The organism is Synechococcus sp. WH 8109, assembly GCF_000161795.2.
Lineage (GTDB): Bacteria > Cyanobacteriota > Cyanobacteriia > PCC-6307 > Cyanobiaceae > Parasynechococcus.
In genome coordinates this window covers 1,924,575-1,948,069 of the sequence record NZ_CP006882.1, presented here as the reverse complement: position 1 = coordinate 1,948,069, position 23,495 = coordinate 1,924,575, and the positions used below count along the sequence as shown (strand labels likewise).

Below are 23,495 nucleotides of genomic sequence, written 5' to 3'. Positions count from 1 at the left end.
TGACGTCAGTTATTCCCAGGAACGTAATCCCTGCCGAGGCAGACGCGACACGGTTTTGTCCCATTCCGGATTTGATCGGCACGCGGCCTCGTCTTCCTTTAGAAGACTCGATCGGCCGTGTGCCCAGCTTGTTCCTTTGATCCGATCCAATCCCTATGGGCCGCACGCTGGAGAACAAGCAGCAGATCGTCGGAGAGCTCAAAGAGCTCCTCGCCGACGCCGAACTGGCACTTGTCCTTGATTTCAAGGGCCTGTCCATCAAGGAAATGTCTGACCTGCGGGATCGTCTGCGGGCCAGCGACAGCGTTTGCAAGGTGACCAAAAACACCTTGATGCGCCGTGCCATTGATGGTGACAGCAACTGGGCCAGCCTCGATTCCCTGCTGACCGGAACCAACGCCTTCGTCCTGGTGAAGGGCGATGTTGGTGCCGGTGTGAAGGCCGTTCAGACCTTCCAGAAGGAACTCAAGAAGTCCGAGACCAAGGGCGGCCTTTTCGAAGGCAAGCTCTTGTCTCAGGACGAGATCAAAGCCATTGCAGATCTCCCCTCCAAGGAGCAGCTCATGGCTCAGATCGCCGGTGCCATCAACGCCGTGGCCACGAAGGTCGCTGTGGGCATCAACGAGGTTCCCTCTGGTATGGCCAGGGCACTCAAGCAGCACGCCGAAGGCGGCGAAGGCTGATTCGGCCCTGCCGAAACCACTGTTCATTGATCTGTTGCTTCCCCTTTCAAAACCATGTCTGCAAAAACCGACGAAATTCTCGAATCGCTGAAATCCCTCTCCCTGCTTGAAGCTTCCGAGCTGGTTAAGCAGATCGAAGAGGCCTTCGGTGTTTCCGCCGCAGCATCTGCTGGTGTTGTGATGGCTGCCCCTGGCGCTGCTGGTGGCGGTGGCGATGCCGTTGAAGAGAAGACCGAATTCGACGTGATCCTGGAAGGCTTCGACGCCTCCGCCAAGATCAAGGTCCTCAAGGCCGTCCGTGAGGCCACCGGTCTGGGTCTGGGCGACGCCAAGGCTCTGGTCGAGGCTGCTCCCAAGGCCGTCAAGGAAGGTGTCTCCAAGGAAGACGCCGAGGCTGCGAAGAAAGCCATCGAAGAAGCAGGCGGCAAGGTCACTCTCAAGTGATTTCCTTCGGAGAGGGCTTGCCCCTCTCACCCTGTTTGTGTTCAGTCACCGGTCCTTTCGAGGACCGGTTTTTTTGTGGTTTTCTCTGGCTAATGAAAAACCCCGCCAAAGGCGGGGTTTTTTAGAGAGGAACACGTTCAGGAGTCTGTCCTTGTTTCGACCCTGAAGAGGCGCTAAGCACTCCTCACACATGCACAAAATAAGTGCGGGAAATCCGTTGTCATCCCTTGTCTGGTCGCCCTCTCAACTGGCACTGTGACGGTTGGTCCTCAGCGGCGATAAGGGATCACCTGCAGTCGGATCGGGGCATTGCTGGCCAGGCGTGTGTTACGTCGGTGTGTTGCTCTTGCAGTGGGCAACGGCGGTGGTGCGATCGGCGCTATCGGCGCTCCCAACCGCTGAAAGCCTGAACGTTGGCCGCGGCTGCTGGCCAGCGCGAGCAGCCGGTTCACCGGGTCGTGATGCGCGAAGTACAGGTGGTTCAGCTGGCGACCCTGGTAAATCCGACGTTCCAAGGCCCAGCCCGGTTCCAGCTTCAAGGTCACGAACCCGTTGGGATCGCGGCGAGCTGGTATTGAAGCCTGACCCACCAGCAGTGGTGCCCGTTGCTGGGGGTCGAGGGCCTCGAGCCTCAGCGATGCGCCGGATGGCTTGAGCCGGAAGCGAAAGCGGGTTCCAAGGTCTTGGCCACCGCTGCGCAGCGAGTAGCCATTGCTGTCCAGGTAGCGCTTGCAGATACCGCTGAAGTTAAAGCGATTCAGGCTGGGCTCCACCAGTCCGTCCTGGCGTGCCCTCCAGCAGCGCGGTTGGGCTTTGATCTGTTCCAGCACCAGCAGTTTCCACTGGGCTCTGCCAATGGGTTGTGCCAGCACAGCGAAGTGCTCCTCCGGCACCGCAGCGCTGTCAAACAAGGCCCTTGCGGTGCTCTCCTGCGACAGACCGGCCGCTACGAGCCCCACGGCAGTCAGACCAGCCGCCCGCAGGTAGGTTCGGCTCATCCACGGTGACGCCAGAAACCGTGTTGTACCGAACAGTGTTGGGACCGATCAATGGCGGAAGGACGGGGACGGGTGGTGGCTGCAGCAACGGATGGTGCCTGCAGCGGCAACCCAGGTCCGGGAGGTTGGGGCGCGTTGTTGCGTTTTGAAGACGGCAGTGTCGAGGAATTCGGTGGCCATGCGCCCGATACCACCAACAACCGCATGGAACTGCAGGCGGCGTTGGAGGTGTTGCAACGGCTTGAGCAGCTGCCCCGTCATCCGGATCTCACCCTGCGCACCGACAGCAAATATCTGATTGATGGCCTGGGCTCCTGGATCAAAGGCTGGAAGCGCAAAGGCTGGAAAACGGCTGCGGGTAAGCCCGTGCTCAACCAGGACCTCTGGAAGGCCTTGGATGCGGCTCGTCTGGATGATGTTCCCCTGCGCTACGTCAAGGGCCACAGCGGTGATCCAGACAACGAACGGGTGGATCGCATCGCCGTGGCGTTCTCCCATAACGCCCAGCCCGGCTTGGCTCTGAAGCAGGGATCTTCGGAGCTGTCTGCCGCCGAGGTCGCGCCAGAAGCCCCATCTGAGGTTGCCCCCAAGCCTTTGCTGCAGCTGTTGTCCCGGTTGGAGCTGGCTGATCGTCTGGCGCAGGGTGGCTACAGCTTGTCGCTGCTGGAGCTGGAGCAGCTGGTGGAAAAGCCGCTCAAGCAGCTGGAAACCAAGGCTGAGAGCTGGATCTGGAGGGATTGGATTGTCGAGCCCCAGGCGGAAGGTCGTTGGACCCTGCAACGTCGCGAGGCAGGATCAGAAGAGTCCTGAGCCAGAGCATGTCGCCGTCCTCTTCGGCCGGACCGCTCAGCAGCGGTGCCTTTTATCAGCGTTGGCTTGGCCCGGTGTTGGCACGGGATGACGGCCTAGACGCTGAACAGCTGTCGCGCACTGCCCTCACGGCGCTGGGTCAGGCAAGCCTGCGGCGCCGCTGGCCAGGGGTGTCCACGGTGCTGGATGGCCTTGCGGCGGATCTGCAACGGCGTGATCTGCGCCTGGAACAGGTGCTGTTTGGCTGCCGCTTCCCCAACCCGGTGGGTTTGGCAGCGGGGTTCGACAAGAACGGTGTGGCGGCTGGTATCTGGGATCGCTTCGGCTTTGGCTTCGCCGAGGTGGGCACGGTCACCTGGCATGGCCAGCCGGGCAACCCCAAACCACGCCTGTTCCGTCTGGCGAAGGAGCAGGCCGCGTTGAACCGAATGGGATTCAACAACGATGGCGCCAAGGCGCTGGTGAAAACGCTGGAGCGTCAACGCTTGGACCCGCCCGGCCGGCGGCCGGCGGTGCTGGGGATCAATGTGGGTAAATCCAAGATCACGGCCCTGGAGCAGGCACCGGACGACTACGCGGCGTCCCTGGAGTTGTTGTCCTCCTTGGCGGACTATGCGGTGATCAACGTCAGCTCTCCCAACACCCCCGGATTGCGGGATCTGCAGGACACAGCCCAGTTGCGGCGTCTGGTGGAACGGCTACGCCGGCTGCCGGCCTGCCCGCCTCTGTTGGTGAAGATCGCGCCGGATTTGGACGATGAATCGATTGATGCAGTAGCCCGATTGGCCTTTGAGGAGGGTCTGGCTGGGGTGATCGCGGTCAACACCAGTCTCAATCGGCTGGGCCTGGAGCAACGGCGGCTGACGCAGACCGGGCGCACTCTGGCGGAGGAGGCCGGTGGTCTCAGCGGTGCCCCTCTGCGTCAGCGGGCCCAGGAGGTGATCCGCCGCTTGCGGGCCAGTGCTGGTCCGGCGTTGCCGTTGATCGGTGTGGGTGGGATTGACTCGGCACAAGTGGCTTGGGAGCGCATCACCGCAGGGGCTTCATTGGTGCAGCTCTACACCGGCTGGATATTTCAGGGGCCGGATCTTGTGCCGCGGATTCTTGACGGTCTTCTGCTGCAGTTGGACCGCCACGGTCTGCGCACCATTGCAGAAGCATCCGGCAGCGGTTTGCCCTGGCAAGAGTGAACCTGTTGCTTGAGAGGCACTTCATCTGCTCGATATTTCGCTCTTGCATGGCTCTTCTGCGGAGTGATTCAAGGGGTGATCGTCGGAAGCGTTGGATCAATGGGCAAAGCCGCTTGCCACTGCTTGCTTTTGGTGGGCTGACTCAATTCATAGCGGTCAGCTTGGCTTGAACTCGGCTGTGAGCGACGCTGGTGATGTCTATGCGTTTTGTCGGGAGTCGGGATGGGCGTCGACATGCGCCATGGCGGCAATCGCGAAGCTGTCGCTGCAAGATTGAATTGCCGGCCTTCGCAGCTGCTGGATGCCAGTGCCTCTTTAGCCCCCTGGAGCCTGCGTTCCGTCCGTATTCCCCGGGACGCTATCCGCGACTATCCAGATCGGGGTCAGACGACCTTGTGCCAGGTGATTGCACGTCTGCATGGGCTCGATCCTGACGCTTTGCTCCCCGGAAACGGGGCGGCAGAGTTGTTCACTTGGGCGGCCCGAGATGCGGCGGCGGCGGGGGTCAGTGCTCTGCTGGCGCCTGGGTTCTCCGACTATCGGCGGGCTTTGCAGTGCTGGGGTGCCTCCTGGATTGATACCCCCTCTCTTTTGAGTTGGAGACACACCGGCCCTATGGCGCATCCGCGGTTGGAGGCGCCGGTGGCCTGGATCTGCAACCCTCACAACCCCACAGGACAGCTTTGGAGTCGTGCGTCATTGGAGCAGCTGGTGGCAACCCATGCGCTGGTGATTTGCGATGAGGCTTTTCTGCCGTTGGTGCCCAATGGAGAGCAGCAGTCGTTGATTCCCTTGGTGGCTGAGCATTCGAACCTGGTGGTGATCCGCAGCCTCACCAAGCTCTATGGCATTGCTGGCTTGCGTTTGGGCTATGCCGTTGCGCAGCCCCAGCGTCTGCAGCGTTGGGCCGAGTGGCGGGATCCCTGGCCCGTGAATGGCATCGCTCTGGCTGTTGGCGAACGGTTGTTGTCATCGCCGCGGCGTTACCGCTCTTGGTGCGCGCGCGTGCAGCGTTGGACGGCAACGGAGGGGGCGTGGATGCAGCGGCAATTGGCTGCGTTGCCGGGCATTACCCCGACGCCGTCGGCGGTTAACTACTTGCTGATTCGGGCGAACCGATCCCTCGTGCCATTGCGGGAGGCATTGGAGCAAAGGCATCGCATTCTTGTGCGTGATTGCCGTTCCTTTGAGGGTTTGGGAGAGACCTGGCTGCGGATCGGATTGCAATCGCGGTGCAACAACCGCCGTATCGTGAGGGCAATGCGTAAGGAGTTGAAGCGCAGCCCTCTGGCTTGACTTAGGCCACCAGGCTGTGAAGCAAGCCGGCCAGTTGCCTTTCGGCATCCCGTTCCGCCAAGGCAGCCATTCCTTCACGCATCTGGGCGAGTGGATCATCTGTAGTGCTGGCGTGTCCGAGCTGCGCTGCCAGGAGCCGCTGCACGGTGTTGAACAACACCGGCTGCTCCGGCTCGTGTTGATGCACGATCACGGCCGCACCAAGCGATGCGGCGCAGGCGGCATTGGCCTCCTGGTGTTTGTCCGCCGCCTGCGGGAATGGCACCAGTACGGCTGGGGTACCGCAGACCGCAAGTTCACTGAGGCTGCCGGCCCCCGCGCGGCTGATGGCCAGGTCGGCATGTTGCAGCAACCCGGGAATCTCATCGCTGAAGCGTCGCTCCACCAGTTGTGGGTGCTGCAGCTGCCCAAAGTTGGGATCGTTGTCGCCGGTGAGGTGAACCACGTGGCAGCCCTGCTCCAACAATGCCGGCACCGCGGCGCGCACCATCCGGTTGAGGCCGACGGCGCCTTGACTGCCGCCCATTACCACCAGTAGCGGCCCCTCCCCGGAAGGGACCCAGCCCGGGAGGGGTTGTGGGGCCAGAAAGCTGGAACGCACCGGTGTGCCAGTCAGCACCGGCTGGCTGCGAGGGATGCGGTTCGCAGCCGCGGGGAGGCCAATGGCCACCGCACTGCAGAAGCGACCCAGCAAGCGAGTGACCCGCCCCGGGATGGCATTGGATTCATGCAGCACCACGGGAATGCCGCACCAACGCGCCGCGAGGATCGCGGGGGCGGCGATGTACCCACCAGTGGTGAACACTACATCGATTGCGTTTCGGCGGATCACCCGCCGCACGCTGACGCTCGCCAGCAACAGCCGCAGCAGCTGCAGCAGCTTGGTGAGTCCGCGTCCCTGCAGCCCGCCGGCGTTCACGCACACCAAACCAAAACGCTTCGGCACCAGCTGCGTTTCGAGCCGATCGGGCACCCCAAGCCAGCGTACGGGCCAATGACTTTCAACGGCTTCCGCAACTGCCAGGGCGGGAAAGAGATGGCCGCCGGTGCCGCTGGCGGCGATCAGAAGCCGGGTCATCGCGTCGGTCGTCACCGCACACTAGGCCTAATTTAATTGGGTTGTTGTGGTCTGGCCCGTGCGTCGTTTCCTGGGAGTCACGCTCGTCTCGGCCATGGCATTGGTTCTGTCACCGGTTCAAGCCCTTGGTCAGTCCGGACGCGAGGGCAGTGCCGTGGCACGTTTTGGCGATCGCCTGCAAACGGCGTTGAACAGCGGCAGCTCTTCGGCGTTCGACACGCTGGCCAGCCTTGAGCTGCAGCCTGTTTTAGCCCAGCGCCTGGAGCGTTTCCGGCAGGATTTTCCCGAGGTCACCTGGCAGGTGGCGCCCGCAGCACCCACACCAGATGGCCGTCCAACCCTCAGCCTTCAGGTGCGGGGTGCCGCCGAATCCCAGGGGCTCATCTATTTCCTTGAGGCCAGCGAACAGATCGCGATACGTCTGGACAATGGCCAGCTCGTAGGCCAGGAACTGCTGGCGCAGCAATCGTTGCTGCGCAGTGGTGAGCGCCTCTTGGCGGTCGACGTCGCCATTCCCGACGTGGTGCTCACCGGCAGTCGTTATGACGTCGACTTGATCGTTGAAAAACCGCTAGGCCAGGCCCTGGTGGCGGGCGGTTTGATCGACCTCACCGATGAGCAGCTGTCGGCTCAGAAGCGCCCCAACCTGCCGTTGTCGCCTCAGGCTGGGGGTGGATTGTTTAAAAGCGTCCAGGCACCCCAGCAACCCGGTTCGCAGACCTGGGCCGTGATGCTGGTGCATCCCGATGGCGTTGTGACGGCCACCAAACGGGTGCGCGTGGTCAGCAGCTACTAGCTCCGCTGTCTTGTTTGGTTCCAGCGGTGCAGGGCGGACACGTCCTCATCGCCGTGGCCGTTCTGGATCAGATCCAGTTCCAGCTGTTCCACCAGCGTCGTGACTGGGAGATCCAGCTGGACGGCCTTGGCTGCATCGAGGGCGATGCCGAGATCCTTGCGATGCAGGCTCAGCCGGAAGCCGAGGGGATAGCTGCCCTCCACCATGGCGGTGCTGCGATGTTCGAGGGCCCAGGAGCCGGCTGCACCGTTTTTGAGGGCATCGATCACCTGGGGCATGGGCAGCTCCAAACGCTGGCCTAGGGACACCGCCTCAGCTACGGCGGCATAGCTGCCAGCCACCAGCACCTGGTTCACCGCTTTCACCTGCTGCCCCCGCCCCACGCTTCCGAAGTGATGAATGGTGCCTCCAATTACCTCCAGGATGGGCCGTACCCGCTCTAAAGTTTCGCTGGCTCCTCCCACCAGCACCGTGAGGCAGCCGCGTTGGGCCCCTTCCGTGCCGCCGGTGACCGGGGCATCCAGGTAGTGGACGTTCTGGCGTGCCAGGCGCTCCGCACAGTGTTGGGCTGTGGCGGGAGCAATGGTGGAGCAATCCAGCACCACGCTGCCGGTGCCCAGCTGTGATGCGGCCCCGTTGGCTCCGAACAGCACCTCCTCAACGGCTGCATCGTCGCTGACGCAAAGCAGCAGCACATCCACGCCGGTGCTCGCTTCTGCTGGGCTGGAACATGGGGTTGCACCCTCGAGCTCCGGATTGGTTTCGGGTTTGCGGCTGCGGGTGTGCACCCGCAGTGGAAAACCAGCGCGGTACAGGTTGATCGCCATGGGCAAACCGAGTGCCCCCAGTCCAATGAAGCCGAGGCTCAGGTCACCCTTGGTCATGACGCATGGCGAAGCATTTGGATCCTGATCGACGGATGCGCTGCAGCCCTGCCTTCAGGACATAAAAAATCCCGGAAGTCCCTTCTGAGGGACGACCGGGACGAGATCGATGAAGGCCTGCAGTGCCAGGTCCAGCCGATGATCAGGCGGCGTCGAGGGCAGCCACGCCGGGTAGCACCTTGCCTTCCAGCAGTTCGAGGCTGGCGCCGCCGCCGGTGGAGATGTGCGACATCTTCTCGGCCAGGCCAGCCTTCTCGACAGCAGCCACGGAGTCACCGCCGCCGATGATCGTGCAGCAGCCCTTGCCGCTCAGGTCGGCCAGGGTGGTGGCGATGGCGTTGGTGCCAGCAGCGAACTTGTCGAATTCGAACACGCCCATGGGGCCGTTCCAGATCACGGTCTGACAGTCGGCAAGGGCGTCCTGGAACACCTTGATCGAATCGGGACCGATGTCGAGACCCATCCAGCCGTCGGGGATGGCGTTGATGTCAGCGGTCTGGCTATTGGCATCGGGAGCGAAGTTGTCAGCCAGCACCACGTCGGCGGGCAGCAGTAGCTGCACGCCCTTGGCCTTGGCCTTGGCTTCGAGCTCCTTGGCCAGTTCCAGCTTGTCCTCTTCCACCAGGCTCTTGCCCACCGAGAGGCCGCGGGCCTTGTAGAAGGTGAAGATCATGCCGCCACCGATCAGTACCTTGTCGCACTTGTCGATCAGGGCTTCGAGCACGCCGATCTTGGAGCTCACCTTGGAGCCCCCGACGATGGCGGCCAGGGGACGCTTGGGCTCATCCACAGCACCCTGCAGGTACTGAAGTTCCTTCTCCATCAGGAAGCCGGCGACGGAGGGCTTGAGAAACTTGGTCACGCCCTCGGTGGAGGCGTGGGCGCGGTGGGCGGCGCCGAAGGCGTCGTTCACATACACCTCAGCCAGGCCTGCGAGCTTCTCAGCGAAACCGGCTTCGTTCTTCTCTTCCTCGGCGAAGAAACGCACGTTCTCCAGCAGCACCACATCGCCGTTGGCCATGGCGCCCACCTTGGCTTCGGCGTCGGGGCCGATGCAGCTGTCGGTCTTGGCCACGGGCTTGCCCAGCAGTTCGCTCAGGCGAGCAGCCACGGGGGTGAGACGCATGGCGTCGTTCACCTGGCCCTTGGGACGTCCGAAGTGAGCGGACAGGATCACCTTGGCTCCCTTGACGATCAGGTCGTTGATTGTGGGCAGGGCGGCACGGATGCGGGTGTCGTCGGTGATCGCACCGGCATCGTTCAGGGGCACGTTGAAGTCAACCCGCACGAGAACGCGTTTGCCGCTCAGGTCGCCGGCGTTGAGGCTGGCCAGGGAACGCTTCGCCATAGGGTTGTGTCGTGCGGTAAGAAAACGGGGTGAGATTAACCCGTGTGAATGACGTTGGCGCCAGCGAGTTCAAAGTGAATTCGTTCCGGCTGGCCGTCTGTTCTGTGCGTTTGCCTTTGTGAGCACCCCAACGATCCAGTGGTACCCCGGCCACATCGCCAAGGCGGAGCAGCAGCTCAAACGCCATCTCGACAAGGTGGATCTGGTGATTGAGGTGCGTGATGCCCGCATTCCTCTGGCCACGGGCCACCCCCACCTCAACCGCTGGTTAAAGGGCAAGCAGCATCTGATGGTGATCAACAGGCGCGACATGGTCACCGCGGCGGCGAAGGAGGCCTGGGAGGCCTGGTTCAAGGCCCAGGGGCAGCGGACGGTTTGGTGTGATGCCAAGGCCGGCACCGGCGTGAAGCAGGTGCAGCAGGCCGCGATCCGTGCCGGGGACCACCTCAACGAACGCCGCCGCAACCGGGGCATGCGTCCCAGGCCGGTGCGGGCGCTCACCCTGGGCTTTCCCAACGTGGGCAAGTCGGCATTGATCAATCGCCTGGTGCGCCAGAAGGTAGTGGCCAGTGCCCGGCGGGCCGGAGTGACGCGAACCCTGCGTTGGGTGCGTCTTGGGCAAGACCTCGACCTCTTGGATGCCCCTGGCGTGCTCCCCCCCCGTCTTGATGACCAGCAGGCCGCCCTGCGGCTGGCCCTTTGCGACGACATCGGCCAGGCCGCCTACGACGGTGAGCTGGTGGCTCAGGCCTTCCTGCAGTTGCTGCTGGATGTGGAATCGCAGGCTGCGGCCGGGGTGACGATTCCGCTTCTGCAGGAGCGTTACGGCATTCCCCTGAGCGGTGAAACGGCCGACCCGGCTCTCTGGCTGGATGCCGCAGCGGCCCGCCACACCTCCGGTGAGACGGCGCGCATGGCCCAGCGGCTTCTTGATGATTTCCGCAAGTCAGCCCTTGGCAGCATCGCTCTGGAGCTGCCGGCATGAGCCCGCAGTGGAAACGTCCTCCGCTACCGGAGGAGACCTTCACGGATCGCTTTGGCGAAGGTGAGGGCGAGCTGCTGACGCTGGCCTATCCCAAGCCGTTGCCGATGCGGCTGGACCGTTGGTTGGTGAGCCAGCGAACGGAGCAGAGCCGCGCCCGGATTCAGAAGTTCATCGACGCAGGCTATGTGCGCGTTAACGGCAAGACCGGCAAGGCCAAAACACCCCTGCGCCAGGGCGATGAGGTGCAGCTTTGGATGCCGCCACCGGAACCGCTGTCCTACCTCAAGCCGGAGCCGATGGATCTGGATGTGTTGTTTGAGGACGACCATCTGATCGTGCTCAACAAGCCGGCCGGACTGACTGTGCATCCCGCGCCGGGCAACAAGGACGGCACCCTGGTGAACGGCCTGCTGCATCACTGCCCGGACTTGCCCGGCATTAGCGGCAAGCTGCGGCCGGGGATCGTGCACCGCCTTGATAAGGACACCACCGGCTGCATCGTAATTGCTAAGAGCCAAGAGGCCCTGGTGCGGCTGCAGGTTCAGATCCAGAAACGGATCGCGTCCCGCGAATATTTCGCCGTCGTCCATGGCGTGCCTGCAGGCGACTCGGGCACGATCGTCGGGCCGATTGGCCGTCATCCGGCGGATCGCAAGAAGTACGCCGTGGTTAGCAGCGAAAACGGTCGGTATGCCTGCACCCACTGGACCTTGGTGGAGCGTCTCGGCGATTACTCTTTGCTGCGCTTCAAGCTCGACACCGGGCGGACCCATCAGATCCGCGTCCACTGCGCCCACATGAATCACCCCGTGGTGGGGGATCCCACTTACAGCCGCTGCCGCAAGTTGCCGATCGAGCTGCCCGGTCAGGCCCTGCATGCCGTGCAGCTAGGGCTGGACCATCCGATCACCCGCGAGCGGATGGTGTTCGAAGCTCCCCTTCCTCCGGTGATGGAGAAGTTACTGGGGGTGCTGAGGCGACGCGCCGCGTCGGGCTGAGGACTTAACGGGGCAGCCTTGGGCAGGTCTCCACGAGGGTCCGGCTGATCGGCGCCTGAGGTGCGCTGAAGATCCGATCCCCTGGCCCCTCTTCCACTACTTTCCCCTTGTCCAGCACCATCACCCGGTGGCAAAAACCACTGGCCACCGAGAGGTCGTGGGTGATGAACACGATCGCCAGGCCCAGCTCCTGCTGCAGCTCCCGCAGCAGTGCCAGCACATCCGCCTGCACTTCCGCATCGAGCATGCTGACGCTCTCATCGCAGATCAGCACCTTGGGCTTCAAGGCCAGGGCGCGGGCGATCGCCACCCGCTGCTGCTGGCCGCCGGAGAGCTGCTTCGGCAGGCGATCTTGAAACTGCTCAGCCGGGCTGAGGCCGACCCGTTCCAGCAGGCCGCGGGCTTCCTCACGGGCTGTCGCTTTCGAGCAGAGGCCATGGATCAGCAAGGGATCGGCGATGGCATCGGCCACCTGCAGGGCGGGATTGAGACAGGCCAGAGGGTCCTGAAACACCATCTGGAGGGACCGGCGGGCTGTCCGCAGCGCCTCTCCACGCAGGCTCAGCAGGTCCTGGCCCAGCAGATCCACGCGGCCGCCGCGGATGGGATTGAGCCCCATTAAGGCACGGCAGAGGGTGCTTTTCCCGCAGCCGGAGGCCCCCACCACTCCCAGGCTTTCCCCGGCCCTGAGCTCGAAACTCACTCCATCCACCGCCTTCAGCCAGAGGGGTGCCCAAGGTGCGCCACCCATGGCATGCCAGCAGCGCATCTCCTCCACCCGCAGCACGCTGCCGTTGTCGGGACGTGCCGGTGAGCGTCCCCCTTCCCTGGCCTGGGCGGAGGCCACCAGCCGTTGCCCCACCGGCGACTGCGGCCGGGTGAGCAACTGATGGCTGGGGCCGTCCTCCACCTTGCGTCCGCCGTCGAGCATGGCCATGCGGTCGCACCAGCGGGCGGCCATGGCCAGGTCGTGGCTTATCAGTAGCAGGGCACTGCCCAGTTCCTGGGAGAGGCCGCTGAGTTCCGCCATCACCTGCCCGGCCACCGCCACATCCAGGCTGGTGGTGGGTTCATCGGCGATCAGCAGCGCTGGTTCTAGGGCAATCGCTAAGGCAATGGCCAGGCGCTGTCGCATCCCACCACTGAGCTCATGGGGGTAGGCGCGGAAGCGGTTGGCGCCAATGCCCACCCGCTCCAGCAGTTCTCGGGCCCGTTCCTGGTGGGCCGCGGCACTGGTTTGAGGTCGGTGGGCCCTGAGGGTGTCAAGCAGATGGCCTCCCACGCTCATCAGCGGATTCATCCGCGTCATCGGGTCCTGGAATACCAGGCCCACGGCTTCACCCCGCAGCTGCCGCAGCTGCGGTCGCCTGAGTTGGCGTGGATCCTGGCCGGTCAAGGCCAGCCGTCCTTCACAGATCGTTCCCTGGGGCAGCAGCTGCATCACAGCCCGCGCCACCGTGCTTTTGCCGCAGCCCGAAGATCCCACCAAGGCCAGGGTCTCTCCCGGCTCGAGGCTCAGATTCAGCCCATCCAGCGTCCAGGAGTTGCTGCCGGGATAGCGCAATCGCAGCTGTTCGAGTTCCAGAACAGGCCGGCCCATGAACAGTGCTGCGGGAGCGACAGGGGGTCCTGCACTGAATACCATGGATTGACCCGATGGGTCGGATGCTCAACGCTGCCTCCACACCCAAAGAGCCCCGAACCAGCATGGGTTCGGCCAAGGTGGCCTGCGCGTTGCCTGAAGTAAGGCGCCATCCCGTCCGCCATCCGGACGATTACGGCATCGCTCTGCCGGACTGGTTGAGGGAGTGCATCGCCAATGTGCCGCCTGGCATCGGCCAGAGCTGCCCCACCGATGCCGAGGCTCTGCTGGTATCGGCCTTTGATTTCGGCTTTCAGCTCCACGAAGGCCAGTTCAGGGCCAGTGGAGACCCGTACATCGTCCATCCGGTGGCGGTGGCTGATCTGTTGCGGGATATCGGCGCCAGCGCCCCGGTGATCGCCGCAGGGTTCCTCCACGACGTCGTCGAAGACACCGACGTCACCCCCGATCAGATCGAGCTGCACTTCGGTTCCGAGGTGCGTGAACTGGTGGAGGGGGTCACCAAGCTCGGCGGCATCCACTTCAACGACCGCACGGAAGCTCAGGCGGAGAATCTGCGCAGGATGTTCCTGGCGATGGCCAGCAATATTCGTGTTGTGTTGGTGAAGCTGGCGGATCGCTTGCACAACATGCGCACCCTGGGTGCGTTGAAGGAGGAGAAGCGTCAGCGGATCGCCCGCGAGACCCGTGAGATCTATGCCCCCCTCGCCAACCGTCTTGGCATCGGCCGCTTCAAGTGGGAGCTGGAGGATCTGGCCTTCAAATTGCTGGAACCGGAGGCCTTCCGGGAGATTCAGGAGGAGGTCGCCACCAAACGCAGCGAACGGGAGCAACGGCTAGGCGTCACGGTGGGGCTGCTGAACGAGCGGCTGGAACGGGCCGGCCTAGAGCACTGCGAGGTGAGTGGTCGCCCTAAGCATCTGTTCGGCATCTGGAGCAAGATGCAGCGCCAGCAGAAGGAGTTCCACGAGATCTACGACGTGGCGGCGTTGCGGATCCTCACCCCCAATGTCGAGAGCTGCTACCGCGCCCTAGCGGTGGTTCACGACACCTTCCGCCCGATTCCCGGTCGCTTCAAGGACTACATCGGGTTGCCGAAACCCAACGGCTACCAATCCCTGCACACGGCTGTGATCGGTCGGCATCGCCCGATCGAAGTGCAGATCCGCACGCTTGAGATGCACCATGTGGCCGAATTCGGGATTGCGGCCCACTGGAAATACAAGGAAGGCGGCTCACCGGCCAGCAGCGGCAGTGATGCGGAGCGCTTCAACTGGCTGCGTCAGCTGGTGGATTGGCAGCAAGAAGGCGGCAACGACGACCACAACGACTACCTCTCCTCGATCAAGGAAGACCTCTTCGACGAAGAGGTGTTTGTGTTCACCCCAAAAGGTGATGTGCTCGGTTTGCGTAAAGGGGCAACCGCCGTCGACTTCGCCTATCGCATCCACTCCGAGGTGGGCAACCACTGCCATGGCGTTCGCATCAACGATCGGCTGTGTCCGTTGGCAACACCGCTGCAGAACGGTGATTTCGTTCAGGTGCTCACCAGCAAGACGGCCCATCCCAGCCTTGATTGGCTGAACTTCGTTGCCACGCCGACGGCACGCAACCGCATTCGCCAGTGGTACAAGCGCAGCCACCGTGACGAAACGATTGAACGGGGCAAGGATCTGCTGGAGCGGGAGCTGGGGCGTGATGGCTTCGATGCCCTGCTCAGCAGCGAGGCGATGCAGCGGGTGGCGCAGCGCTGCAATGTGCCTACCACCGAAGATCTGCTGGCGTCACTGGGATTCGGAGACGTCACGCTGCAGCAGGCGCTCAACCGTTTGCGGGAGGAGATGCGTCTGCTGGCGGAACAGCAGCAGGCCCCACCCAGCAACGAAGATGTGGCCGCGGCGCTGCTGCCATCGCGGGATATGGCGCCGGACCGTTCCGTAGGCGAAGGGGCGATCCTTGGGCTGGAGGGCTTGGACTACCGCCTCGGTGGCTGCTGCAGTCCGCTGCCGGGTGAGTTGATCGTGGGCACGGTGGCCCTCGGCAACCACGGCATCACCATTCACCGGCAGGACTGCTCCAATGTGGAGACAATTCCACGGGAACGGCGGCTTCCCGTGCGCTGGAACACCGCCCATGCCGAACAGGAGAAACAGCGCTTCCCGGTGCAGTTGCGGATCGAAGTGATCGATCGCGTCGGCATCCTCAAAGACATTCTGCTGCGTCTTTCCGATGGGGCCATCAACGTCAGTGATGCCCGGGTGACCACTGCCTCTGGCAAGCCGGCCCGCATTGATCTCCGGGTTGAGCTGGAGGGTGCCGAACAGCTCAGCCGCACCATGGATCAGATCCGCTCGATGGCGGACGTTATCGGGATTGCCCGGTTGGGCACGAGCTAGCTGCCTCGGCTCACGACCGCACGGGCTTCACGCCGCAGAAACAGGCGGTAGGCCATCCAGCCGCTCACCAGCGCCAACAGCATTCCCACAACGGTGGAGCCGAGCAGGATGCGCTGGCTGAACTCCCACCCATGGGCCCACAGGCTGCTGCGATTCAGCTCCGAAAGGTTGATCCCGCCTTGGCCTGGGCCGAGCAGCCGACAGCCCACCAGATAGTTAAACCAGTAGAGGGGCAGATAGGTGAGGGGATTGCTCACCAGGGTTCCTGCGGCGGCGAGCAGGTGGTTGCCACGCATCACGCTGGCCACACCCACGCTGAGGAAGATCTGCAGCCCGAAGAAGGGGTAGCAGCCGCAGAACACGCCAGCGGCCAGGCCACGGGCCCGTTGGCCTGGGGTGCCTTCCTGTCTCCACAACCAGAGGACCCCGCGGCGCATCCGGATGCAACTGAGGCGCAGCAACCGGCGCATGAACCCAGCAGAAAACGGCTGGATCCTAGGTATGGATCACCAGCGACGACTGCTGTGCCCAGCACCGACACGATTGCTGCCGTGGCCACCGCCGTGGCCCCAGGTCAGGGCGGCATCGCCGTGATTCGTCTCTCCGGGCCGGCTGCGGAAGCGACGGGGCGCAGCGTGGTGCACTGCCCGGGCCGACAGGAGTGGGGATCGCACCGGGTGGTGTACGGCCATGTGATGGATGGCGAGGGCCGCCGTCTCGATGAGGTGCTGCTGCTGCTGATGCGCGGGCCCCGCAGCTTCACCGGTGAGGACGTGGTGGAGATCCACTGCCATGGCGGGGTGATCGCCGTGCAGCGGGTGCTCGAACAGGTGCTGCGGCAGCCGGGAGTGCGCCGGGCCCTACCGGGCGAGTTCAGCCAGCGGGCCGTACTCAACGGCCGGCTCGATCTCACCCGTGCCGAGGCGGTGAGTGAGCTGGTGGCGGCCCGCAGCCGCCGGGCGGCCGAATTGGCCATTGCGGGCCTCGATGGCGGCATTCAGGCCCAGATCACTGCGCTGCGGGAACGTCTGCTCGATCAGCTCACCGAACTGGAGGCGCGGGTGGATTTCGAGGAGGACCTGCCGCCCCTCGATGGCGAGGCCCTGCAGCAGCAGCTGCAAGCCGTGCGTTTGGAGCTTCAGCAGTTGGTGCGCGATGGCGAGCGGGGCGATGCCCTGCGCAAGGGCCTGCGGGTCGCCTTGGTAGGTCGCCCCAACGTGGGAAAAAGTTCCCTGCTCAATCGGCTCAGCCGCCGCGAGCGGGCGATCGTTACCGATCTGCCGGGCACCACTAGAGATCTGCTGGAGAGCGAGATCGCGCTGGAAGGGGTGCCGATCACCCTGCTCGACACCGCCGGCATCCGCAGCACCGATGACGCGGTGGAGCGCCTGGGGATTGCCCGCAGCGAGGAAGCTTTGGCCACGGCGGATGTGGTGTTGTTGGTGCTCGACGGCCATGCGGGCTGGACCTCTGAAGACGCCGCCTTGCTGGCGCGCATCCCCGAGCAGATTCCCAGGATCCTTGTTGCTAACAAGGCGGATCTCCCTGCGGGGACCTTCCCCCAGCCGGTGGATGTTCAGTTGTCGGCCTTGGAGGGCACGGGAGAGGCAGACCTGGTGCAGGTCCTGCTGGAGCGTTGTGGTGCTGCAGGAACCGAAGGGGTGCTGCTGGCTTTGAATCAACGCCAACGCGATCTGGCCGCTCAAGCCGCCGAAGCCCTGGCCTGCAGCCAGGAGGTGGCGGCCCAGCAGCTCCCGTGGGACTTCTGGACCATCGATCTGCGGGAGGCGATCCGCGCGCTAGGGGAGATCACCGGAGAAGAGATCACCGAAGCGGTGCTGGATCGGGTGTTTTCGCGCTTCTGCATCGGAAAATAGATTCAGCGGACGTCTGAAACGGTTTGGACTGGCAATCCCCGACACTCACCGCTGCCTTGGAGGCCTGGCTGGCGGAAGACATCGGCCGCGGTGATCTGACGGCGGCTGCCTTGCAGGGCCAGCAGGGGCAGGCCCATTGGGTCGCCAAACAGCCTGGCCGCTTCTGTGGTGGGCCGTTGGTGCAGCGCCTGTTCCAGCGTCTGGATCCCGGGGTGAGCTTTCGTCTGCTGCTGCAGGACGGTGACGCCGTTGAGGCCGGGGACTGCCTGCTGGAGCTGCGGGGGGCGGCCACGGCTTTGGTGGCTGGGGAACGCACCGCCTTGAACCTGGCCATGCGCCTCTCGGGCATTGCCACCGCCACCGCTGCATTGGTGGCCCAGCTTGAGGGCACTGGTGTGCGTCTGGCCGACACCCGCAAGACCACCCCTGGACTTCGTCTGCTGGAGAAATACGCGGTGCGTTGCGGTGGCGGCATCAACCACCGCATGGGGCTGGATGACGCGGCCATGCTCAAGGAGAACCACATCGCCTGGGCGGGGGGCATCACAGCCGCCATTACGGCTGTGCGTGAGCAGGCCCCTTGGCCCACGGCCGTGATTGTGGAAGCGGAGAGGGAGGCTCAGGCGCTGGAGGCGGTGCAGGCGGGCGCCAATGGGGTGCTGCTTGATGAATTCAGCCCTGAGCAGCTCACGCAGCTGGTGCCGCGCCTTCGGGACTGCAGCACCGGTGTGGTGGTGCTGGAGGCCTCTGGCATTCAGCCCGAGCAATTGCATGCCTACGCCGCCACCGGCATTGATCTGATCTCCACCAGCGCGCCGGTCACCCGCAGCCGCTGGCTCGACTTGAGCATGCGTTTCACCTGAGGAGGGATGATCAGAGCCGGATTCCCCCGGCCACGCACTGCCCATGCTCAGCCTGTCCCAGTCCCTGGATGCCCAGCTGCGGGCGGCGATGCAACGGGCCTTCCCGGAAGCCGATGCGGGGCTTGACCCCCAACTGGCCCCTGCCAGCAAGCCGGAATTCGGCGACTTCCAGGCCAATGGCGCGTTGCCCCTGGCCAAGCCCTTGAAGCAGGCTCCTCGGCAGATCGCCTCGGCGATTGTGGAGCAGCTGCAGGCCGATCCCGCCTTCACCGACCTCTGCCTGGAGCCGCAGATCGCCGGGCCTGGCTTCATCAACCTCACGATCCGCCCGGAGCGGCTGGCGGCGGAGGTGTCGGCACGGTTGGGGGACGAGCGTCTCGGCGTGCCTGCGGTCAGCAACGCGGCGCCGGTGGTGGTGGATTTTTCCAGCCCCAACATCGCCAAGGAGATGCATGTGGGGCACCTGCGCTCCACGATCATTGGCGATTCGCTGGCGCGGGTGCTCGAGTTTCGCGGCCATCCGGTGCTGCGACTCAATCACGTGGGCGACTGGGGCACCCAGTTCGGCATGCTCATCACTCACCTCAAGCAGGTGGCGCCGGAAGCCCTGGACACCGCCGATGCGGTGGATCTGGGAGACCTGGTGGCTTTCTACCGCGAGGCCAAGAAGCGCTTCGATGACGATGAAGCTTTCCAGTCCACCTCCCGCGATGAGGTGGTGAAGCTGCAGGGGGGCGATCCGGTGTCGCTCAAGGCCTGGGGCCTGCTCTGCGCTCAGTCGCGGCGCGAGTTTCAGAAGATCTACGATCGGCTCGATATCCGCCTCAGCGAACGCGGGGAATCGTTCTACAACCCCTTCCTGCCAGCAGTGATTGATGGCTTGAAGGCCGCTGAGCTGCTGGTCACCGATGACGGTGCCCAGTGTGTGTTCCTTGAGGGTATGCAGGGAAAGGACAGCAAGCCCCTGCCGGTGATTGTGCAGAAGAGCGACGGCGGCTTTAACTACGCCACCACTGACCTGGCGGCGATCCGCTATCGCTTTGGAGTGGCTCCGGAAGGGGATGGTGCCCGCCGCGTTGTGTATGTCACTGATGCCGGCCAGGCGAACCATTTCGCCGGGGTGTTCCAGGTGGCCGAACGGGCCGGCTGGATCCCGGACGGTGCGCGCCTCGAGCACGTGCCCTTTGGCCTGGTGCAGGGAGAGGACGGCAAGAAGCTCAAGACCCGTGCGGGAGACACCGTACGTCTGCGGGATCTGCTCGATGAAGCCGTCGAGCGCGCCGAAACCGATTTGCGTTCACGCCTGAAGGAGGAGGAGCGCAGCGAGTCGGAGGAGTTCATCCAGCATGTGGCGGGCACCGTGGGTTTGGCGGCGGTGAAATACGCCGACCTCAGCCAGAACCGGATCACCAATTACCAGTTTTCCTTCGATCGGATGCTGGCGCTCCAGGGCAACACGGCGCCCTATCTGCTCTATGCCTTGGTGCGCATTGCTGGCATCGCCCGCAAGGGGGGTGACCTTGCGGGCACCAATGCCCAATTGCAGTTCAGCGAGCCCCAGGAGTGGGCCCTGGTGCGGGAGCTGCTCAAGTTTGATGCCGTGATCGCTGAGGTGGAGGAGGAGCTGCTGCCCAACCGGTTGTGCAGCTATACGTTCGAGCTCAGCCAGGTGTTCAACCGCTTCTACGACCAGGTGCCGGTGCTCAAGGCCGATCCTGAAGCGCTGGCATCCCGCCTCGCCCTCTGCCGTTTGACGGCCGACACCCTCAGACTGGGGCTCGGACTGCTGGGCATCGCCACCCTGGACCGCATGTGAGCGACAACACTCAACCGTTCACACCTGGTGGTGCTCCCGCGGCCCGCGCCGCCGTTGAGCAGCTCAAGGCCTACAGCGCGCCGTTAGAGGGCCGCCGCCAGATGCTGCGGCTGGATTTCAACGAAAACACGATTGGCCCCAGCCCCTTGGTGGCCCAGGCGTTGCGCAACTTCAGCACTGAAGAATTTGCTGTTTATCCGGAATACGACGGCCTGCGGGACGCGTTGCTCCAGAACCTGGAGGAAACCGGCTCCCGGCCCGGATTGAAGCCTGACCAGGTGGGCCTGTTCAACGGTGTGGATGCCGCCATCCATGCGGTATTTCAGGCCTATGGCGATGCTGGTGAGACGTTGCTCACCACAGCGCCCACCTTCGGGTACTACAGCCCCTGCGCTGGGATGCAGGGTATGACGATCGAGGCGATCCCCTATGAGGGCGAGACGTTCGACTTCCCGTTGGCAGCCATTCAGGAGGCATTGGCAGCTTGCGCGCCGCGGTTGCTGTTGATCTGCAACCCCAACAACCCCACCGGCACACGCTTGCCAGCAGATCAGGTGATCGCCTTGGCGGCCTCAGCCCCGGGCACCTTGGTGGTGGTGGATGAGCTCTATGAGGCTTTCACCGGAGACAGTGTGCTGCCCAGCGCAGATTTCACGGCCACACCGAACCTGCTGGTGTTCCGCTCCCTGGCAAAAACAGCTGGTTTGGCGGGGTTGCGGATTGGCTTTGCCATTGGTCACGCCGATGTGGTCGATCGGGTGAGTCGCGTCACGGGGCCCTACGACGTCAACAGCGTGGCCGTGGCCGCGGCCTTTGCCGCCTTGGCGGATCAGTCGTATGTGGATGCTTACGTAGCCGAGGTGCTGCGGGCTCGCGACTGGACCCTGCAGGCGTTGCGGGACGCGGGGGTTCGGCATCACTGCGATGGCGGCAACTATCTGCTGATCTGGCCCCAGCGACCAGTGGATGCCGTGGATGGGTTGTTGCGCGAGGCGGGAATCCTGGTGCGTTCGATGGCAGGCAAGCCCCTGATCGATGGCTGCTTCCGGGTGAGCATCGGCACCACCAGCCAGATGCAGCGCTTCATGGAGGCGTTCCTCCCCCTGGAGCGATGAACCGCCTGCTGCTGCTGGCCACAGGCGGCACCATTGCCGGTTATGCGGAGAACAGTGCAACGCTGAACGATTACACCGCGGGCGTGCTCGGGGGTGATGCCCTGCTGGCGGCGGTGCCACAGCTGCAGGAGCTGGCGAGGATCAGCGTTGAGCAGGTGACCAATGTCGACAGTGCCGACCTGTTGTTTGCCCATTGGCGCGCGCTGGTGGTGCGCATTCGTGCTGCCTTTGCGGCAGACCCCGAGCTGGCTGGGGTGGTAATCACCCACGGCACCAACACGCTTGAGGAAACCGCCTGGTTGCTGCAGCTGTTGATCGACGATCCACGGCCGGTAGTGCTGGTGGGGGCGATGCGGCCGGCCACGGCCCTTAGTGCCGATGGCCCCCTCAATTTGTTGCGGGCGGTGCAGGTGGCCTCAAGGCCAGAAGCGCGCGGTCAGGGCGTTTTGGTGGTGATGGATGGTCAGATCCATTCCGCCCAGCGGGTCACCAAGCTGGCCACCCAGGGGGTGGGTGCTTTTGCCAGTCCCGGTCGCGGGCCCTTGGGCTGGGTGGACGACTTTGGCGTTCATCTGCCCATGGCGAGTGGATCTCGGCAGGTGCCCTTTGCTGGGCTCGATTTGCCGGAGCAATGGCCCCAGGTGCCGATCGTCTACGGGTGTGTGGAGCCCGAGCCGCTCCTGCTCACCGCTTGCCTCAACGCCGGCGTTGAGGGCCTGGTGTTCACTGGGACGGGCGCCGGCCAGTTGTCGGCGGCTGAGCGTTCGGTGCTTGAGGCTTGGCCAGGGAAGCAGCCGTTGATGCTGCGGGCCAACCGCTGCGGATCAGGTCCTGTGCACCATCATCCCGAGGACGAACGGCTCGGGCTGCTGCCTGCAGGCAGCCTCAATCCCCAGAAAGCAAGGGTGGTTTTGTTCTTGGCTGTGCTAGCGGGCTGGGACAGAGATCAGCTGAAGGCGCTGGTTACTGCATCACCGTGATCACGGTGGTGTCGTCGAGCTTGCCCGGCAGGGTTTGGGTCCGGCCCACCCTGCGCACAGCGGTGCCGCCCACGGCCTCGAGGAAGGGCTGTACACCGTCCTGGTCGCAGCCTTCAGGTGCCTCGCCGTTGACATACTGCACAGGAATGACGCGCTTGGGATTCAACTGATTCACGACCGTCGCAGCTTCTTCGGCGGTGTAGATCTTGCTGCCGCCGCCCACGCCGATGATCAGCACATCGGGGTTGCCGAGCAGCACGCGGTCGGCAGCCGTGAGCTCACCAGCGGTGGCACCGAGATGGGCAAAGCTGAGGCCACCCTGCTGCCAGCGCCACAGGGTGGCGTTGCCAAAGCGGCGTCCGCCCACGCGATCGTGGGGATTGGCAAAGCCCTCCAGGCTCAGCCCACCGATGCGGTACGACCCCGGTTGGGCTAGGAAACGGCCGCCAGCCACGTCGCGGGCCCCTTCATCGGCGAGTTCGGAGTTGGCCAGAACAACGCCGGCCGTCAGCCGAGGCTCGGGCAGGCCTGCTGCACACCCGACGGCCTTGTAGGGGTTGAGCAGCACCGACTGGCCGCCGCCTTGGATCAGCAGGGCCCGTTGCCCATAGCTGCTGATCGACACTCCACCGCCCGCCAAGGCCGGAGACGTGAGGCTGAGTGCCAGGCCTGCAGCGGCGGTCACGGCGGAACGCAGGACGGACATGGGCGGGGTTGAACGTGTTTCGGACGCTAACAGCGTTATCCCTCAGCTTCCCGCAGAAAATTGGCCAGCAGTTGGTGGCCTTGATCGGTGAGCACGCTTTCGGGGTGGAACTGCACCCCTTGCAGGTGGTGATGCTCCCGGTGCCGCAGGCCCATGATCGTGCCGTCCTCGAGCCACGCAGTCACCTCGAGGCAGTCCGGCAGGGTGTCGCGTTCGGCGATCAGGGAGTGGTAGCGGGTGGCCGTCAGCGGTTGGGGCAGTCCCGCGAACACGCCGTCGCCCTTGTGCAGGACGGGTGAGGTCTTGCCGTGCATCTGCTGCAGGGCGCGCACCACCCGGCCGCCGTATACCTGGGCGATGGCCTGATGGCCCAGGCACACCCCCAGGGTGGGCACCGTTGCGGAAAGCTCTTTGAGGATGTCGAGGCAGACGCCCGATTGATCCGGGTCGCCAGGGCCTGGAGAGAGCAGGATCGCGTCGGGTTTCAGGGCACGGATCTGCTCGAGGCTTATGGCGTCGTTGCGATGCACCTGCAGATCGGCTGCCACCGGATGCTGGGCGGCGAGTTCGCCGAAGTACTGCACCAGATTGAAGGTGAAGCTGTCGTAGTTGTCGATGACCAGCAGCAT

At 64.1% G+C, this 23,495-nt stretch carries 22 protein-coding genes; 14 read left to right on the top strand and 8 right to left on the bottom strand.

The annotated features are described in order from the left end of the window. Positions 1 to 155 precede the first annotated feature (155 nt). Both rplJ and rplL read left to right on the top strand, forming a co-directional pair. Positions 156 to 683 (top strand): 50S ribosomal protein L10, encoded by a 528-nt coding sequence (gene rplJ, locus Syncc8109_RS10510; protein WP_006851480.1) that lies wholly within the window; start codon positions 156 to 158, stop codon positions 681 to 683. A 54-nt stretch (positions 684 to 737) separates the two neighbouring features. Then, complete coding sequence (gene rplL / locus Syncc8109_RS10505) at positions 738 to 1,127, top strand: 50S ribosomal protein L7/L12 (protein ID WP_006851616.1); 390 nt, start codon at positions 738 to 740, stop codon at positions 1,125 to 1,127. A gap of 269 nt (positions 1,128 to 1,396) precedes the next feature. On the opposite strand, the gene Syncc8109_RS10500 is transcribed toward rplL, so the two are convergent. Beyond that, complete coding sequence (locus Syncc8109_RS10500; RefSeq protein WP_006851503.1) at positions 1,397 to 2,125, bottom strand: DUF3747 domain-containing protein; 729 nt, start codon at positions 2,123 to 2,125, stop codon at positions 1,397 to 1,399. A gap of 51 nt (positions 2,126 to 2,176) precedes the next feature. Here Syncc8109_RS10500 and rnhA point away from each other — a divergent pair, with 51 nt between their 5' ends. The 3 genes from rnhA to Syncc8109_RS10485 all read left to right on the top strand — a co-directional run bounded on the left by rnhA (position 2,177) and on the right by Syncc8109_RS10485 (position 5,421). Beyond that, positions 2,177 to 2,935 carry a ribonuclease HI gene (gene rnhA, locus Syncc8109_RS10495; protein WP_006851159.1) on the top strand — a complete coding sequence of 253 codons (759 nt, stop codon included), beginning with the start codon at positions 2,177 to 2,179 and terminating at the stop codon, positions 2,933 to 2,935. Between the two features lie 8 nt (positions 2,936 to 2,943). Further along, entirely contained in the window at positions 2,944 to 4,125 is a 1,182-nt protein-coding gene (locus Syncc8109_RS10490) for a quinone-dependent dihydroorotate dehydrogenase (protein WP_006851746.1), read from the top strand. 222 nt (positions 4,126 to 4,347) lie between these two features. Continuing rightward, complete coding sequence (locus Syncc8109_RS10485) at positions 4,348 to 5,421, top strand: threonine-phosphate decarboxylase (RefSeq protein ID WP_006850805.1); 1,074 nt, start codon at positions 4,348 to 4,350, stop codon at positions 5,419 to 5,421. 1 nt (position 5,422) lies between these two features. Here the strand turns inward: Syncc8109_RS10485 and murG are convergent, their stop codons facing one another. Beyond that, on the bottom strand, positions 5,423 to 6,499 hold the full coding sequence (murG, locus tag Syncc8109_RS10480; RefSeq protein WP_006850062.1) for an undecaprenyldiphospho-muramoylpentapeptide beta-N-acetylglucosaminyltransferase: 1,077 nt from the start codon (positions 6,497 to 6,499) through the stop codon (positions 5,423 to 5,425). 58 nt (positions 6,500 to 6,557) lie between these two features. On the opposite strand from murG, the gene Syncc8109_RS10475 reads away from it, so the two are divergent. Further along, on the top strand, positions 6,558 to 7,295 hold the full coding sequence (locus Syncc8109_RS10475) for a hypothetical protein (protein ID WP_045173000.1): 738 nt from the start codon (positions 6,558 to 6,560) through the stop codon (positions 7,293 to 7,295). Here the strand turns inward: Syncc8109_RS10475 and Syncc8109_RS10470 are convergent. Beyond that, a complete protein-coding gene (locus Syncc8109_RS10470; protein ID WP_006851923.1) occupies positions 7,292 to 8,179 on the bottom strand; it encodes an NAD(P)-dependent oxidoreductase in 888 nt (295 codons plus the stop codon). The two genes, Syncc8109_RS10475 and Syncc8109_RS10470, sit on opposite strands and share 4 nt — an antisense overlap. 142 nt (positions 8,180 to 8,321) lie before the next feature. Then, complete coding sequence (gene pgk, locus Syncc8109_RS10465) at positions 8,322 to 9,527, bottom strand: phosphoglycerate kinase (RefSeq protein WP_006850489.1); 1,206 nt, start codon at positions 9,525 to 9,527, stop codon at positions 8,322 to 8,324. Between the two features lie 118 nt (positions 9,528 to 9,645). On the opposite strand from pgk, the gene ylqF reads away from it, so the two are divergent. Together ylqF and Syncc8109_RS10455 are read left to right on the top strand one after the other, a co-directional pair. Continuing rightward, on the top strand, positions 9,646 to 10,512 hold the full coding sequence (gene ylqF / locus Syncc8109_RS10460) for a ribosome biogenesis GTPase YlqF (RefSeq protein WP_006849589.1): 867 nt from the start codon (positions 9,646 to 9,648) through the stop codon (positions 10,510 to 10,512). Continuing rightward, positions 10,509 to 11,510: an RluA family pseudouridine synthase gene (locus tag Syncc8109_RS10455; protein WP_006851014.1), complete on the top strand. Its 1,002-nt coding sequence runs from the start codon at positions 10,509 to 10,511 to the stop codon at positions 11,508 to 11,510. The genes ylqF and Syncc8109_RS10455 overlap by 4 nt, the downstream gene beginning before the upstream one ends. 4 nt (positions 11,511 to 11,514) lie before the next feature. Here the strand turns inward: Syncc8109_RS10455 and Syncc8109_RS10450 are convergent, their stop codons facing one another. Continuing rightward, on the bottom strand, positions 11,515 to 13,155 hold the full coding sequence (locus Syncc8109_RS10450; protein WP_006851496.1) for an ABC transporter ATP-binding protein: 1,641 nt from the start codon (positions 13,153 to 13,155) through the stop codon (positions 11,515 to 11,517). A 20-nt stretch (positions 13,156 to 13,175) separates the two neighbouring features. Here Syncc8109_RS10450 and Syncc8109_RS10445 point away from each other — a divergent pair, with 20 nt between their 5' ends. Next, complete coding sequence (locus Syncc8109_RS10445; protein WP_006850010.1) at positions 13,176 to 15,509, top strand: bifunctional (p)ppGpp synthetase/guanosine-3',5'-bis(diphosphate) 3'-pyrophosphohydrolase; 2,334 nt, start codon at positions 13,176 to 13,178, stop codon at positions 15,507 to 15,509. Here Syncc8109_RS10445 and Syncc8109_RS10440 read toward each other — a convergent pair. Continuing rightward, positions 15,506 to 15,979: a DUF2062 domain-containing protein gene (locus tag Syncc8109_RS10440; protein ID WP_025362559.1), complete on the bottom strand. Its 474-nt coding sequence runs from the start codon at positions 15,977 to 15,979 to the stop codon at positions 15,506 to 15,508. The two genes, Syncc8109_RS10445 and Syncc8109_RS10440, sit on opposite strands and share 4 nt — an antisense overlap. 54 nt (positions 15,980 to 16,033) lie before the next feature. On the opposite strand from Syncc8109_RS10440, the gene mnmE reads away from it, so the two are divergent. The 5 genes from mnmE to Syncc8109_RS10415 are packed head-to-tail and all read left to right on the top strand — an operon-like array spanning position 16,034 to position 22,160. Further along, entirely contained in the window at positions 16,034 to 17,386 is a 1,353-nt protein-coding gene (gene mnmE, locus Syncc8109_RS10435; RefSeq protein ID WP_006850108.1) for a tRNA uridine-5-carboxymethylaminomethyl(34) synthesis GTPase MnmE, read from the top strand. Between the two features lie 23 nt (positions 17,387 to 17,409). Next, positions 17,410 to 18,249, top strand: coding sequence for a carboxylating nicotinate-nucleotide diphosphorylase (gene nadC / locus Syncc8109_RS10430; RefSeq protein ID WP_006851992.1), 840 nt, complete (start codon positions 17,410 to 17,412; stop codon positions 18,247 to 18,249). A 43-nt stretch (positions 18,250 to 18,292) separates the two neighbouring features. Further along, on the top strand, positions 18,293 to 20,065 hold the full coding sequence (gene argS / locus Syncc8109_RS10425; RefSeq protein WP_006851913.1) for an arginine--tRNA ligase: 1,773 nt from the start codon (positions 18,293 to 18,295) through the stop codon (positions 20,063 to 20,065). Then, entirely contained in the window at positions 20,062 to 21,180 is a 1,119-nt protein-coding gene (locus tag Syncc8109_RS10420) for a histidinol-phosphate transaminase (RefSeq protein WP_006851356.1), read from the top strand. The genes argS and Syncc8109_RS10420 overlap by 4 nt, the downstream gene beginning before the upstream one ends. Continuing rightward, entirely contained in the window at positions 21,177 to 22,160 is a 984-nt protein-coding gene (locus Syncc8109_RS10415; RefSeq protein WP_006851790.1) for an asparaginase, read from the top strand. Before Syncc8109_RS10420 ends, Syncc8109_RS10415 begins: the two co-directional genes overlap by 4 nt. Here Syncc8109_RS10415 and Syncc8109_RS10410 read toward each other — a convergent pair. Both Syncc8109_RS10410 and Syncc8109_RS10405 read right to left on the bottom strand, forming a co-directional pair. Continuing rightward, positions 22,144 to 22,866: an MBL fold metallo-hydrolase gene (locus Syncc8109_RS10410; RefSeq protein WP_006849760.1), complete on the bottom strand. Its 723-nt coding sequence runs from the start codon at positions 22,864 to 22,866 to the stop codon at positions 22,144 to 22,146. The genes Syncc8109_RS10415 and Syncc8109_RS10410 overlap by 17 nt on opposite strands. Before the next feature lie 35 nt (positions 22,867 to 22,901). Continuing rightward, positions 22,902 to 23,495, bottom strand: coding sequence for an aminodeoxychorismate/anthranilate synthase component II (locus Syncc8109_RS10405; RefSeq protein WP_006850251.1), 594 nt, complete (start codon positions 23,493 to 23,495; stop codon positions 22,902 to 22,904).